Source organism: Mesorhizobium sp. B1-1-6, from assembly GCF_006443035.1.
Lineage (GTDB): Bacteria > Pseudomonadota > Alphaproteobacteria > Rhizobiales > Rhizobiaceae > Mesorhizobium.
This window is the reverse complement of record NZ_VFWR01000020.1, coordinates 67,938-81,784: the sequence shown is the minus strand read 5'-3', so window position 1 is coordinate 81,784 and position 13,847 is coordinate 67,938. Positions and strand designations below refer to the sequence as shown.

Genomic DNA, 13,847 nt, shown 5'->3' with positions numbered 1-13,847 from the left:
TCCTTTTTACCGCTTCGCGATCGGCACATAGTCTCGCTCCGGCGCGCCGGTGTAGAGCTGGCGGGGGCGGCCGATCTTCTGGCGCGGATCCTCGATCATCTCCTTCCACTGCGCGATCCAGCCGACGGTGCGGGCGACGGCGAACAGCACGGTGAACATGGTGGTGGGGAAGCCCAGCGCCTTCAGCGTGATGCCGGAGTAGAAGTCGACATTGGGGTAGAGCTTCTTCTCGATGAAATAGGGATCGGTAAGCGCGATCTTTTCCAGTTCCATGGCGATGTCGAGCAGCGGATCGTCCTTGATGCCGAGTTCGCCCAGCACCTCATGCGCGGTCTTTTGCATGATCTTGGCGCGCGGATCGTAGTTCTTGTAGACGCGGTGGCCAAAGCCCATCAGCCGAAACGGATCGTCCTTGTCCTTGGCGCGGGCGATGAATTCCGGAATGTGATCGACATGGCCGATCTCGCCGAGCATGTTCAGCGCCGCTTCGTTGGCGCCGCCATGCGCCGGGCCCCACAGGCAGGCGATGCCGGCGGCGATGCAGGCGAACGGATTGGCGCCAGACGAGCCGGCGAGCCGCACGGTAGAGGTCGAGGCGTTCTGCTCATGATCGGCGTGCAGGATGAAGATGCGCTCCATGGCGCGCGCCAGGACCGGGTTGATCTTGTATTCCTCGCATGGCACGGCAAAGCACATGTGCAGGAAGTTGGCGGCGAAATTCAGTTCGTTCTTCGGGTAAATGAAGGGCTGGCCAATATGGTATTTGTAGGCCATGGCCGCGATCGTCGGCATCTTGGCGATCAACCGCATCGACGCCACCATGCGCTGGTAAGGATCCGAGATGTCGGTGGAGTCGTGATAGAAGGCCGACAGCGCGCCGACCACGCCGCACATCACCGCCATCGGATGCGCGTCGCGGCGGAAGCCGGTGAAGAAGCGCGACATCTGCTCATGCACCATGGTGTGGCGCGTCACGCGGTAGTCGAAATCGTCCTTCTGCGCCTTGGTCGGCAGTTCGCCGTAGAGCAGGAGATAGCAGACTTCGAGGAAGTCGCCATGTTCGGCCAACTGATCGATCGGATATCCGCGATGCAGGAGAATGCCGGCGTCGCCATCGATGAACGTGATCTCGGACTCGCAGCTTGCCGTCGAAGTGAAGCCGGGATCGTAGGTAAAGGCGCCGGTGGTGCTGTACAGCGTGGCGATGTCGATGACGTCAGGCCCGACCGAACCACTTCGCACCTTGAATTCGTGCGTCTTGCCGGCGAATTCCAGCTTTGCCGTGGCTTCCTGGGTCTTGCCGCCCAGTTCCCGTCTTGTCGCAGCTTCGGTCATTGCAAACTCCTTCTTGTTTCCTCATGCCGGCAAAGGCAAATTCTGCAAAGCGACACGTCGAAGTCACCGAATGCGCGTATTCGCGACCGCATTTTAGGAAGTGCGTGCCAGATTGGGCCAAGGCTCAATGTTGCACTGCGAAACGCGCCTTTCAATGCCAATCTTCTTGGGCCAGATTGCTCCTAATCGATTTGATCCGCGATGCGCGCCAGGCTCTCCTCGCGACCAAGCACGGCGAGAACGTCGAACACGCCGGGCGAGGTGCTCTTGCCGGTCAAGGCGGCGCGCAAGGGCTGGGCGACGGCGCCGAGCTTGTGGCCGCCGGCCGTCGCATAGTCCCGGATCGCGGCTTCAGTCGAGGCCGCCGTCCAGTCGCCTGAAACCGCCTCGAGGGCGTCGCGAGCGCCACGCAAAATCTTGCGCGCCTCGTCATTGAGCAGCAGGGCTGCCTTTTCGTCGATCGGCAGTGGCCGCGCGGCTAACAGGAAGGCGGCGCCGTCGACAAGTTCGACCAGCGTCTTGGCGCGCTCCTTCAGGCCCGGCAGCGCTGCCAGCAACTGCGCCCTGTTCTTGTCGTCGAGGCGTGCGGCCATCGCCGGGCCGCCCTCGAGATAGGGCAAGGTGGCAATGAAGATATCGAACAGCTCGGCATCGCCCATGCGGCGCATATGGACGCCGTTCAGCGCCTCCAGCTTGGCGAAATCGAAGCGGGCGGCGCCCTTGTTCACATCGCCGATGTCGAACCATGCGATCATGTCCTGGATCGACATGATCTCATCGTCGCCGTGGCTCCAGCCGAGCCGAGCCAGATAGTTCAGCAGCGCTTCGGGCAGGTAGCCCATGGCGCGGTAGGCCTCCACGCCCAGCGCGCCGTGCCGCTTCGACAGCTTGGCGCCGTCGGCGCCGTGGATCAGCGGTATGTGCGACATTGAAGGCACATCCCAGCCCATGGCGTTGTAGATCACGGTCTGGCGGGCGGCATTGGTCAGGTGGTCGTCGCCACGGATGATGTGGGTGACGCCCATGTCGTGGTCGTCAACGACGACGGCATGCATGTAGGTCGGATTGCCGTCCGAGCGCAGGATGATGAAGTCGTCCAGATCCTTGTTGGGAAAGCGCACGTCGCCCTGGACACGGTCATGCACCACCGTCTCGCCTTTGGTCGGCGCCTTGATGCGGATCGCGCCCTTGACGCCAGGAGGCGCCTGCGAAGGGTCGCGGTCACGCCAGCTTCCGTCATAGCGCGGCGGCAGGCCCTTGGCCCGCGCCGCGTCGCGCATTGCCTCAAGCTCGGCAGGGGTCTCGTAGCTGTAGTAAGCCTTGCCCATGCGCACCAGCTCCTCGGCCACCTCGCGATGGCGCGGCGCGCGCTCGAACTGCGAGACGGCGTCGCCGTCCCAGGTGAGGCCGAGCCAAGTCAGTCCTTCGAGAATGGCTGCTGTCGCCGCATCGGTGGAGCGCTCGCGGTCGGTGTCCTCGATGCGCAGCAGCATCGTACCGCCGGTGTGCTTGGCGTAGAGCCAGTTGAAGAGCGCCGTACGCGCGCCGCCGATGTGCAGGTAGCCGGTGGGCGAGGGGGCAAAACGGGTGACAACCTTGTCGGACATACAACTCTCGGGAAACGTCTGGAGCGGGGTGCGGATCACACGCACTTTCGCGCGTCGCGCGTTCATGTAGCATAGGGTGTCGAGGGCGCAAGGGGCAGACCCGATGGCTGTAGCGGGCAGGGGCGCGGAGGAAGGCGAGGACGTCGTTGCCGGCGTCAGCGAACGCTCCCTTTTTGCCATGCCCGCGCCCGCCTCATTGCCGCTGGCGTTGTCGCCCCTACAGCAGCCGGGCAAGTCGCCGCCGGCGGATGTTTCCACGCCGCCCGGCGTCCCCGCAGCCGGCGCGGCCGAGCGCCTGCGCCGTGAGTTCGGCCGTGCCTCGTGGCCTCGTCTGCGCAACGGCGTGGCCAGAGCGTCCGAGCTCGAACTCGATCGGGGCGTAGCCTTCCTGCTCGTGCCGGTGTTCCTGGCGTGCGGATCGATTGCGTATTTTTCGTTGGCGGCGGAGCCGGGCTTTGCCAAGCCTGTCGCGGTCGCGATCCTGATGTCGCTGTGCGCGCTCGTTTCACGCTCATGGCCGAAAACGCATCTGTGCTTCATGGCGGCGCTGTTGTGCGCGCTCGGCATGCTCGCCGGCAAAGTCGAGACGTGGCGAGCGGGAACGCGGATGCTGGGCTCGGAAATCTCCACGCAAATCACCGGCCGCGTCGTTTCGGTCGACCAGATGGAGACCGGGCGCATCCGGCTGACCATCGATGTGACATCGACCGCGCGGCCGAAACTACTCTACGCGCCGGAGCGCGTTCGCCTTTCGGCACGCAAGGTGCCGGCTGAAGTGACGGCCGGTTCGCTCGTGACCGGCTATGCCAGGCTGTTGCCGCCGACCGGACCGGTGCGGCCGGACAGCTACGACTTTTCCTTCGACAGCTACTTCGCCGGCATAGGGGCCAGCGGCTTCTTTCTCGGCAACCCCAAAATCGTCTCAGCCGATGACAGGCCGCTGTGGGCCGCCCTTTCAGCCGCCATCGAGAGTGCTCGCGAAAGCATTGCCGACCATATCAGGGGCAGCATCGGCGGTGCCGAGGGCGAGATCGCCGCGGCGCTGATCGTGGGTGTGCGCGCCGGGATTCCCGACGAGATCAACGAAGCGATGCGACGCACCGGCATCTACCACATCATCTCAATTTCCGGGCTGCACATGGCGCTGGTCGCCGGCACCGTCATGGGTCTGCTGCGTGGCGGCTTCGCGCTGTTTCCGAATTTTTCCTCCCGCCGGCCGGTCAAGAAATACGCGGCCGCGGCGGCACTTTTCTCGATCGCCGCCTATCTCGTCATTTCGGGCGTCGTTGTCGCCGCCGAACGCAGCTTCATCATGCTGGCGGTGATGCTGATCGCCGTTCTGTTCGATCGGGCGGCACTCACCATGCGCAATCTGGCTATTTCGGCGATCGCCGTCATCGTGGTGTCGCCGCACGAGGTGGTAGGGCCGAGCTTCCAGATGTCGTTCGCCGCCACCGCGGCCCTGGTCGGCGCCTATGCCGGCTGGTCGGATCGCAAAGCCGACAAAGCGCGGACCCCGCCGCCGCAACGGACCTTGCCTGGCCTCCTGACGCGAAAATTGCTGCTGGCGACAGGTGGGCTGGCGATGACCTCGATTATCGCGGGAAGCGCCACGGCGCTTTTCGCCATCTGGCATTTCCAGCGCGTGTCGCCGCTCAGTCTGTTCGCCAATCTTGCCGTCATGCCGATCGTTTCGGTCGTGATGTTCCTTGCGGTTGCCAGCGCGCTGCTGATGCCGTTCGGGTTCGATGGACCATCCCTTTATCTGATGGGCAAGGGACTGACCGCGATGATCGCCATATCAGGATGGATCTCGCAACGCTCGCCGGTCGACGCGGTCGGGTTGATTTCGCAGCAATCCGTCCTTCTGGTGGCGATCGCCCTGGTCATCGCGACGATGGCCACGACATGGCTGCGGCTGACGGCACTTCCCTTCGCGCTCGCCGGCCTGTTGACCGTCTCGGACACGCGCACGCCGGACGTGCTGATTTCGGAGGATGCCCGCCTGGTGGCGTTGCCGATCGGCGGCGGCGAGCTCGCGATCAACCGGGCGCGCCCGAACGAATTCACCGTCGATAACTGGAAACGCGCGCTGAAGTCCGAAACCATCGTTGCGCCGGAACTGTTCGACAGCGGAGACCGACAGTTCGACATCTTCGATCCCGCGCAACTTCCGGCGGGAGCGCCTTTCTATTGCTTCACGGGCCTGTGCATGGCCCGGCATACCTCGGGGGCGATCATCGCGCAGGTGGAGGATCGCAAGGACGCCTGGAGGGCCTGCTCCTATGCGGATCTGATCGTCATCAACGACCCCGCGGGCTACGATCCCTGCCACAATCCGCTGGTTCTCGTCATCACCAAGCGGCAGCTCGCTCGCAAGGGAAGTGCCGCCGTCTTCTTCGACCAGCAATCGGCGACGGCACCGGCACGGGTCAGCTTTGCCGTCGACAGGCCATATCGGCCCTGGCACGAACAGCGGAAATTCTCACGCGAGGCAAGGGGACTGCCGCCTTACCGTAAACCCGAAAAGCCCACCGCCGACCCCGCTCAGTAGCGCCTGATCAGGCCGACCAGCTTGCCTTGCACCTTGACCCTGTCCGGTCCGAAAATACGTGTTTCATAGGCCGGATTGGCAGCCTCGAGCGCAATCGAAGCACCCTTTCGGCGGAAGCGCTTCAGCGTTGCTTCCTCCTCGTCCACCAGGGCCACGATGATCTCGCCGGGACTTGCGGTGTCGGCATTGCGGATGATGACCGTGTCGCCGTCGAAAATGCCGGCCTCGATCATCGAATCGCCCTTGACCTCCAGCGCATAGTGTTCGCCGCCCATGATCATGTCAGGCGGCACTGAAATGGAATGCGTCTGATGCTGGATGGCGTCGATCGGCACACCCGCTGCGATGCGACCCATGACCGGGATCGACACCGCTGAAACCGCGTCGTCGTCATTGCCGGCAGCGGGCAGACGCGAAGACGTCGCCGGCTTGATCTGCCGGCTAGGGCTGCTGCCCTGTCCGAGGCTGCCCTGGATGACGCTCGGGGAGAACTTCTTTGCCGCGTTAAGACCCGGCGCGATCGAGTCCGGCAGGCGCAGCACCTCCAGCGCGCGCGCCCGGTTGGGCAGGCGGCGAATGAAGCCGCGCTCCTCCAACGCCGTGATCAGCCGATGAATTCCCGACTTGGAGGCGAGGTCCAGCGCTTCCTTCATCTCGTCGAAGGACGGCGGAATGCCGCTTTCCTTCAGCCGTTCATGGATGAACATCAAGAGTTCATGTTGCTTGCGCGTGAGCATGGCGGCCCCCAAAGGCATTGCACGAAGGGTCTGGAACCAGAATCAGAAAACAAACCCAGAACAAACACTATCTGTTCCAGTTGTGTTCCGCAACCATTTAAAGTTTAATGAATTTGTTAAGGCGACGGAAACGAAATGCCCTCCCGCAGCCAGCATCCTGCCAGCGCGGTCCGTCGTCAATGCGCTCCCGGGCCCTTTGAAACTATTTTGGTTAATGGCCTGTGGCCCGACCGGTCTCCACTCTTGGCACAAGCCTGCAAGCTGGGTGACCGGCAGGTGCGGGGTGCGTTTGGGCGGATTAGAAACCCCTGCGGCTCGTGAACGAAACGAAACCAAAATGCCAACTTCCGCCGGAAAACGGCCAGACACCACCACTGGTCGCGACGGGCTGCGTTCGTTCGTTCGCTTGACGAAACCGTATAATAATGTACGGTTTTCGAAGAGGAACACCAATGACCACGCCGAAGCAGGCCGCGCGACGCGAACGGATAGAGGAGGCCGCCTATGCGGTGCTCCGGGAAACCGGCTACAAGAGCGCCTCCCTGCTTGCTATCGCCAAGCGGGCATCGGCCTCGAACGAAACCCTCTACAACTGGTACGGCAACAAGCAGACCCTGTTTCGATCCTTGATCGAAGCCAATGCGGGAGAGGCAAGGAAGCTGCTGGAGGACGCCCTTCACCAGGCGCGCGATCCTCTCGAAACCCTGAACTTGCTCGGGCCAGTCCTGCTGACCCTCGTGACGGGCGACAAGGCGGTGGCGCTCAATCGCGCCGCGGCCGGCGACGTCAACGATACAGGCACGCTTGGCCAATCGATCGCGCAATTCGGCCGCAATACCATAATGCCGCTTGTTGGCGACCTGCTTCGAACCGCAAGTCGGGCCGGCCCGATCGCCTGTGACGATCCTGCCGAAGCCGCCGACATCTACATCAGTCTTTTGATCGGCGATCTCCAGGTTCGCCGGATCGTTGGGGTGCTCGAGGAACTGCCTCGGGCGGAAATCGAGCAAAGATCGAACCGGGCGTTCACCCTGTTCTTGCGCCTCTATGCGGCCAGCCCTTGCCCGGGCGGCAAAACAGCCGGCCCGTTTCCAGGGCGCTCTTCTCACCGAGGAACATCGCGACCATGAGCAAAATTCCCGATCTCGCAGCGATCGAGGCAATGGACACCGCGGATCCGCTGCGTGCCATGCGTGACCGCTTCACCTTGCCCCAGGGGGTGATCTATCTCGACGGCAATTCGCTGGGCGCCGCTTCGCCCGCCGTGTTCGGCGAGCTGCAGAAGGCCGCCACGCAGGAGTGGGCGCAGGATCTCATCCGCGCCTGGAACACCGCCGGCTGGTTCGACATGCCGGTCGAACTCGGCGACCAACTCGGGCGCCTGATCGGGGCCGCCGCCGGCCAGACGGTGGTCTGCGATACCACCTCGATCAACATCTACAAGGTGCTGCATGCGGCACTCGGGATGCGGCCGGACAGGTCAGTCATCGTCGCCGAGGGGGACAGCTTTCCGACCGATCTCTATATGGCCGAAGGCGTTGCCTCGACGCGGCCGGGCACGGTGCTGCGGCTCGAGGGTGTCGATGCGCCGACCATAGAAGAACTGATCGACGAGCGGGTCGCGGTCATCCTGGTCAACCACGTCAACTACAAATCCGGGCAGTTACGCGACATGGCCGCGCTGACGCGGACGGCACATGATGCCGGCGCGCTGATTGTCTGGGATCTCTGCCATACCGCCGGCGCCTTGCCCGTCGAGCTCGACCGTTCGAATGCCGATTTCGCCGTTGGCTGCACCTACAAATATCTCAATGGCGGCCCGGGTGCCCCGGCCTTCATCTACGCGGCCGAGCGCCACCATGGCGATGTCCGCCAGCCGCTCAGCGGCTGGTGGGGCCATGCGCGGCCATTCGCCTTCGAACAGGGTTTTGCTGCCGGCACAGGCATCCGCCGGTTTCTCTGCGGCACGCAGCCTGTGCTGTCGATGCGCGCGCTCAAAGGGGCGCTCGATGTCTGGAACGACGTCGACATGGCAGAGGTGCGCAGGAAGAGCATGGCGTTGACCGATCTGTTCATCCAACTGGTCGAGGCAAAATGCGGCGCCTACGGCCTCGAACTCGAAAGCCCGCGGGATGGCAATGAGCGCGGCAGCCAGGTTTCGTTCCTCCACCCGCATGGCTATCAGGTGATGCGGGCCTTGATCGAGCGCGGCGTGATCGGCGATTTCCGCGCGCCATCCACGATTCGCTTCGGCTTTACGCCGCTTTATGTCGGCTATGTCGATGTCTGGCAGGCTGTCGAGGTGCTGGAAGACATTTTGCGCACGGACGCGTGGCAGGAGGCGCGTTTCGCCGTCAAGGCGGCGGTGACTTAAGAGCCTGTCGCTCAGAAAAGCGCAGTGGGTTCGGGATAACGATATGCAGTCGGCAAAGCTACGTCAGAGCCGGGTGCGGACCTTCCACAGCTCCGGGAACAACTCCACCTCCAGCATCTTCTTCAGGTAGGACGCGCCCGATGTGCCGCCGGTGCCGCGCTTCATACCGATGATGCGCTCGACCGTGGTGACGTGGTTGAAGCGCCAACGGCGGAAATAATCCTCGAAATCGACCAGCTTCTCGGCGAGTTCGTAGAACATCCAGTAGCGCTGCGGGTCGCGGTAGATGATCTGCCAGGCGACAAGGACCTCTTCGTTCTCGGTCCGCGTTTCGCGCCAGTCCGTACGCCTTGCGTCGGCACCGATGTCGAAGCCGTTACGGGCGAGCAGCAGCAGCGCCTCGTCGTAGAGCGACGGTTGCGCCAGGATCGCCTCCAGTTTCTCGCTGAGGTCCGGCCGGTGCTTGTGCGGTCCGAGCATTGCGAGATTGCGGTTGCCGGCCATGAACTCGATGGCGCGGTACTGCCACGACTGGAAGCCCGAGGACTGGCCAAGCGCGTCGCGGAACTCGGTGTATTCGCTGGGCGTCATCGTGCGCAGCACGTCCCAGGCATTGTTGAGCTGCTCGAAGATGCGGGCGACGCGCGAAAGCATCTTGAAGCTCGGTTCGAGACGGTCGGCGCGGATGGAGCGGATTGCGGCGCCGATTTCGTGCAGCGCGAGCTTCATCCAGAGTTCCGATGTCTGGTGCTGGATGATGAACAGCATCTCGTCATGGGCTGACGAAAGCGGCTCCTGCGCCTCGAGCACCTTTTCCAGATGCAGATAGTCGCTGTAGGACATGCGCTCCTTGAACGACATTTCCGCGCCCTCGGCGGACGGGTCGTAGGGCTTGCTCAATTGATCTTCTCCGCACGCAGCCGGAAGCGCTGGATCTTGCCGGTCTGCGTCTTGGGCAAAGCGGCGATGAATTTTACCGAGCGCGGATATTTGTAGGGCGCGATCGTGGCCTTGACGTGATCCTGCAGACGCTTGACGGTCATTGCGTCTGGCGCCACGCCTTGCACGAGCACCACATGAGCCTCGACGATCTGGCCGCGCTCGGCATCCTCGGCGCCGACCACCGCGCATTCGGCGACATCGGCATGCGCCAGCAGCGCCGCTTCGACCTCAGGGCCGGCGATGTTGTAGCCGGCACTGACAATCATGTCGTCGGAGCGCGCGGCGAAGTGGAAGAAACCGTCCTCGTCCTGCCAGAACGTGTCGCCGGTGAGGTTCCACCCGTCGCGGACATAGTCGCTCTGCCTGGCATCGGCCATGTAGCGGCAGCCGGTCGGTCCCCGCACCGCGAGCCTGCCCGCGGTGCCGCGCGGCACTTCGCGCATTTCGTCGTCGACGACGCGCGCCTGATAGCCGCCAACGGCCTTGCCGGTGGAGGCAGGCTTCATGTCATCGAAGCGGTTGGAGATGAAAATATGCAGCATTTCCGTGGCGCCGATGCCGTCAAGGATCGGCTTTCCGGTTTTCTCAGTCCATTCCTCGAAGACCGGCGCGGGCAAGGTCTCGCCGGCCGAAACGGCGACGCGCAGCGACGATAAATCGGCCCCTTCGTCCATGGCCTTGAGCATTGCGCGATAGGCGGTGGGCGCGGTGAAGGAGATCGTCGCTTTGTAGGTTTCGATGATGTGGACCATGTTGGGTGGCGTGGCCTGTTCCAGCAGCGTCGCCGCGGCGCCGAAACGCAGCGGAAAGATGGCGAGCCCGCCAAGGCCGAAGGTGAAGGCCAGCGGCGGCGAGCCGACGAAGATGTCGTCGGGCGTCACCTGCAGTATCTCGCGGGCGTAGGCGTCGGCGATGATCAGGAGGTCGCGGTGAAAATGCATCGTCGCCTTCGGCACGCCTGTCGTGCCTGAGGTGAAGCCGAGCAGGGCGACGTCGTCACGCCCGGTCTGCACCGCGGTAAACGTCACGGGCTTGTCGAGGGCGGCGCGATCGAGCTCGGCGTCATGGTTGGCGGTGCCGTCGAAACCGATGACCTGCTTGAGGAACGCGCTGTCCTTGGCGCAGGCGGTCATCTCGTCCATCAGCCTGGTGTCGCACAGCGCTGTCGTGATTTCGGCCTTGTCGACGATCTTGGCGAGTTCGCCGGCGCGCAGCATCGGCATCGTGTTGACCACGACGGCGCCGACCTTGGTGGCGGCCAGCCAGCAGGCCACCATTGCGGGGTTGTTGGCCGACCGGATCAGTACCCGGTTGCCTGGCTTGACGCCGTAATTCTCGACCAGCGCATGCGCCAGCCTGTTCGTCCAGTCGGATAATTCCTTGTAGGTACGGCGGCGGCCGTTGCCGATCAGCGCGGTGTGGTCGCCCAACCCTTTCTCGACCAGCCTGTCGGTCAGTTCGACGCCGGCATTGAGCCGTTCGGGATAGTCGAAGCCGTCGAGCAGGAAGTCCGGCCATTGATCCGGCGGCGGCAGGTTATCGCGCGTGAACGTGTCGATATGCGCTGATGGCCCAAGCATTTTCGGCTGCCCCTGTCTGCCTCACGCCCATCGCTGAACAAGGCACAGGATCGCACCAGTCGAAATTTGTTTCAAGCCTAAAATGTTTTGCCTTGGAGCATTGACGTTGCCGCTGTCGATCGCCATTGCTAGCGGCTGAAACGATGCCGTCCGGGGGAGGGTGCCGATGCTCGAACATCGCATTGCCGATTGGGACAATGCCTACGCCAACGGCGCCAACATCGCCGGCAGCGATCGCTGGCCAGCTGCATGGGTCGAACCGGCGCAGGCATTTCGCGATGCGCTTGCGGCAAAGGGCAGGACTCAGCTCGACATCGCCTATGGCGACAGGCCGCGCAACCGGCTCGATCTCTTCCTTCCCGCCGGGGCACCCAAGGGGCTCGTCGTGTTCATCCATGGCGGCTACTGGCTGGAGTCCGACAAGGATAGCTGGTCGCATCTCGCCAAGGGCTCGGTTGACAGCGGCTTTGCCGTGGCGATGCCGTCCTATACGCTCTGCCCCGCCATACGCATCGCCGGCATCTCCCACGAGATCGGCGCGGCGATCGGCAAGGCGGCGGCGATGGTCGGGGGACCGCTTATGCTGACCGGGCATTCGGCCGGCGGCCATCTCGCCAGCCGCATGGCGACGACATCAACGCCCCTGGCGGCCGGCGTCGCAAGGCGCGTACGCCACGTTGTTTCGATTTCGGGCCTGCATGACCTGCGTCCGCTTATGCGCACCGGCATGAACGCGGCGCTGAAAATCGATGAAGCCGAGGCGCTGACGGAAAGCCCGGCGCTGCTGCGGCCCATGGATGGCGCTCGCGTCACGTGCTGGGCCGGAGGCGGCGAGCGGTCCGAGTTCTTGCGCCAGAACGCCTTGCTGGCCAATATCTGGACAGGGCTTGGTGCCGTCACGAGCGCGGTGGTCGAGCCGGACCGACATCATTACGACATTGTCGAAGGCCTGGCTGATCCGGTCCATCCGCTGACACGAACTTTGCTTGCGGAGTAGAAAAACGGCGAAACTTCACCTCAGCATTATAACGCTGCAGGCATTTCCTACAGCCGCGGCGGACGCAGACGGTTCGCGCACGATCAGTCCGTTGGCGTCGGCCAGTATCCTCAGCATCGAGGAATCCTGGATGCTGAAAGGGGTTGCCACCAGCATGCCGGCCTCTTGCCTGACCACCGCCCGCACATAGTCCTGGCGCAGATCATTGGCCTGCATGGCGGCGCCCAGCCTTGCCTGACGAATATCTTGCCGGAAATCGCGGCCGCCGAGGCGTGCCAGGAGCGGTTTCAGGAACAGTTGCGAGCAGACGAGGCTCGCCACCGGATTGCCGGGCAGGCCGATGCACCTGATGTCGCCGAGGCGGCCGAACATCAGCGGCTTGCCGGGACGCATGGCGATCTTCCAGAAACCGAGCGTCATGCCTTCGCCGGTCAGCACGTCATGGATCAGATCGTGGTCGCCGACCGAGGCGCCGCCAAGCGTGACGATGACATCAGCGCCGGCCGCGACCGCTTTCCTGACCAGCGCCGCGATGGCTTCCTCGCGATCAGCGGCAATGCCGAGATCAAGCGCATGCGCGCCGACCGATTGCGCGGCGGCGGCGACGCCATAGGCGTTTGACGAAATGATCTGGTCGGGGCCGAGTTCGCTGCCGGGCGGCAGCAGCTCGTCGCCGGTGGCGATGATGGCAACCAGCGGCCGCTTTACGACGCCCACCCGGGGATGGTTGGCCGAGGCGACAAGCGACAGTGCTGCCGGATCGAGCACGCGGCCTTTTTCCAGCAGGATGTCGCCCTCGGAGAAATCGAGCCCGAAGCGGCGGATGTTGCGCCCCTCGGCCGTCGGTTCGACCACCTCGATGCTGCCGCCGCCGAGGTCACGAACGTTTTCCTGGATGACGATGGTGTCTGCGCCTTGCGGCAGCGGAGCACCGGTGAAGATGCGCACGGCCTGCGCCTTGCCGACGGCGCCGTCAAAGCCGCGCCCGGCCGCCGCCACGCCCATCACCGAAAGCCGGGACGGCACGGACGCGACATCGACAGCGCGGACCGCGTATCCGTCCATGGCAGAGGCGTTGAAGGGCGGTTGGGTGCGCAACGCCACCACCGGTTCCGCGAGAACGCGATCCACGGCCTCGAGGAGCGAAACGCTTTCGCTCGCAAGCGGCGCAGCACCCTCCAGCAGGCGTTCGAGCGCTGCTGCGACCGGAAGCAGCGCCATCAGGCGACCGCCCCATCTTCGCCAGCGGCTTTGTAGTCGCCCGACTTGCCGCCGGTCTTTTCGACCAACCGGATGCCGGTGATGACCATGGCACGGTCGACCGCCTTGGCCATGTCGTAAATGGTCAGGCAGGCAACCGAAGCCGCGGTGAGCGCTTCCATCTCGACGCCGGTCTTGCCGGTGACGCGCGCCAGCGCAATGATCTTCAGTCCGGGCAGGGCAGGATCGGGCTCAATGTCGACGGAGACCTTGGTCAAGAGCAGCGGATGGCAGAGCGGGATCAGCTCATGCGTCTTCTTCGCTGCCATGATGCCGGCTATGCGCGCGGTGCCCAGCACATCGCCTTTCTTGGCATTGCCGGCCAGGATCATCTTCAGCGTCTCGGGCCGCATCGAGACGAAACCCTCGGCGACAGCGGTGCGCGTCGTTTCGTCCTTGCCGCCAACATCGACCATGTTGGCCTGGCCCTGCGGGCCGAGATGGGTGAGGGCGGCCGTCAT

At 63.9% G+C, this 13,847-nt stretch carries 11 protein-coding genes; 4 read left to right on the top strand and 7 right to left on the bottom strand.

The features are described from left to right. Window positions 1-6: 6 nt before the first annotated feature. Window positions 7-1,335, bottom strand: a complete 1,329-nt coding sequence (gltA, locus tag FJ979_RS29200; RefSeq protein ID WP_140498678.1) for a citrate synthase — start codon at window positions 1,333-1,335, stop codon at window positions 7-9. A 182-nt stretch (window positions 1,336-1,517) separates the two neighbouring features. Next, window positions 1,518-2,942 carry a glutamate--tRNA ligase gene (gene gltX / locus FJ979_RS29195; protein WP_140584440.1) on the bottom strand — a complete coding sequence of 475 codons (1,425 nt, stop codon included), beginning with the start codon at window positions 2,940-2,942 and terminating at the stop codon, window positions 1,518-1,520. Between the two features lie 103 nt (window positions 2,943-3,045). Here gltX and FJ979_RS29190 point away from each other — a divergent pair, with 103 nt between their 5' ends. Then, entirely contained in the window at window positions 3,046-5,496 is a 2,451-nt protein-coding gene (locus tag FJ979_RS29190; RefSeq protein WP_140584439.1) for a ComEC/Rec2 family competence protein, read from the top strand. Here the strand turns inward: FJ979_RS29190 and lexA are convergent. Continuing rightward, complete coding sequence (gene lexA / locus FJ979_RS29185; RefSeq protein ID WP_140498674.1) at window positions 5,490-6,233, bottom strand: transcriptional repressor LexA; 744 nt, start codon at window positions 6,231-6,233, stop codon at window positions 5,490-5,492. The two genes, FJ979_RS29190 and lexA, sit on opposite strands and share 7 nt — an antisense overlap. A 452-nt stretch (window positions 6,234-6,685) precedes the next feature. On the opposite strand from lexA, the gene FJ979_RS29180 reads away from it, so the two are divergent. Beyond that, on the top strand, window positions 6,686-7,363 hold the full coding sequence (locus tag FJ979_RS29180) for a TetR/AcrR family transcriptional regulator C-terminal domain-containing protein (protein WP_181168627.1): 678 nt from the start codon (window positions 6,686-6,688) through the stop codon (window positions 7,361-7,363). After that, a complete protein-coding gene (gene kynU / locus FJ979_RS29175; RefSeq protein ID WP_140584437.1) occupies window positions 7,360-8,607 on the top strand; it encodes a kynureninase in 1,248 nt (415 codons plus the stop codon). The genes FJ979_RS29180 and kynU overlap by 4 nt, the downstream gene beginning before the upstream one ends. Before the next feature lie 63 nt (window positions 8,608-8,670). Here kynU and kynA read toward each other — a convergent pair whose 3' ends face one another. Next, window positions 8,671-9,507 carry a tryptophan 2,3-dioxygenase gene (gene kynA / locus FJ979_RS29170; protein ID WP_140498668.1) on the bottom strand — a complete coding sequence of 279 codons (837 nt, stop codon included), beginning with the start codon at window positions 9,505-9,507 and terminating at the stop codon, window positions 8,671-8,673. After that, entirely contained in the window at window positions 9,504-11,129 is a 1,626-nt protein-coding gene (locus FJ979_RS29165; protein ID WP_140515363.1) for an AMP-binding protein, read from the bottom strand. Before FJ979_RS29165 ends, kynA begins: the two co-directional genes overlap by 4 nt. A 166-nt stretch (window positions 11,130-11,295) precedes the next feature. Between FJ979_RS29165 and FJ979_RS29160 the strand changes: the two genes are divergently transcribed. Continuing rightward, on the top strand, window positions 11,296-12,126 hold the full coding sequence (locus tag FJ979_RS29160; protein WP_140557166.1) for an alpha/beta hydrolase: 831 nt from the start codon (window positions 11,296-11,298) through the stop codon (window positions 12,124-12,126). Window positions 12,127-12,141: 15 nt separating this feature from the next. On the opposite strand, the gene glp is transcribed toward FJ979_RS29160, so the two are convergent. Together glp and moaC are read right to left on the bottom strand one after the other, a co-directional pair. Further along, on the bottom strand, window positions 12,142-13,347 hold the full coding sequence (glp, locus tag FJ979_RS29155; protein ID WP_140515365.1) for a gephyrin-like molybdotransferase Glp: 1,206 nt from the start codon (window positions 13,345-13,347) through the stop codon (window positions 12,142-12,144). Then, on the bottom strand, window positions 13,347-13,847 hold the full coding sequence (gene moaC / locus FJ979_RS29150) for a cyclic pyranopterin monophosphate synthase MoaC (RefSeq protein WP_140557169.1): 501 nt from the start codon (window positions 13,845-13,847) through the stop codon (window positions 13,347-13,349). The genes glp and moaC overlap by 1 nt, the downstream gene beginning before the upstream one ends.

Coding starts and splice junctions, on each gene's coding strand:
- FJ979_RS29190 (WP_140584439.1), top strand. CDS start 3,046: ATGGCTGTAGCGGGCAGGGGCGCGGAGGAAGGCGAGGACGTCGTTGCC.
- glp (WP_140515365.1), bottom strand. CDS start 13,347: ATGGCGCTGCTTCCGGTCGCAGCAGCGCTCGAACGCCTGCTGGAGGGT.
- gltA (WP_140498678.1), bottom strand. CDS start 1,335: ATGACCGAAGCTGCGACAAGACGGGAACTGGGCGGCAAGACCCAGGAA.
- FJ979_RS29160 (WP_140557166.1), top strand. CDS start 11,296: ATGCTCGAACATCGCATTGCCGATTGGGACAATGCCTACGCCAACGGC.
- moaC (WP_140557169.1), bottom strand. CDS start 13,847: ATGACGGCCGCCCTCACCCATCTCGGCCCGCAGGGCCAGGCCAACATG.
- gltX (WP_140584440.1), bottom strand. CDS start 2,942: ATGTCCGACAAGGTTGTCACCCGTTTTGCCCCCTCGCCCACCGGCTAC.
- FJ979_RS29180 (WP_181168627.1), top strand. CDS start 6,686: ATGACCACGCCGAAGCAGGCCGCGCGACGCGAACGGATAGAGGAGGCC.
- FJ979_RS29165 (WP_140515363.1), bottom strand. CDS start 11,129: ATGCTTGGGCCATCAGCGCATATCGACACGTTCACGCGCGATAACCTG.
- kynU (WP_140584437.1), top strand. CDS start 7,360: ATGAGCAAAATTCCCGATCTCGCAGCGATCGAGGCAATGGACACCGCG.
- lexA (WP_140498674.1), bottom strand. CDS start 6,233: ATGCTCACGCGCAAGCAACATGAACTCTTGATGTTCATCCATGAACGG.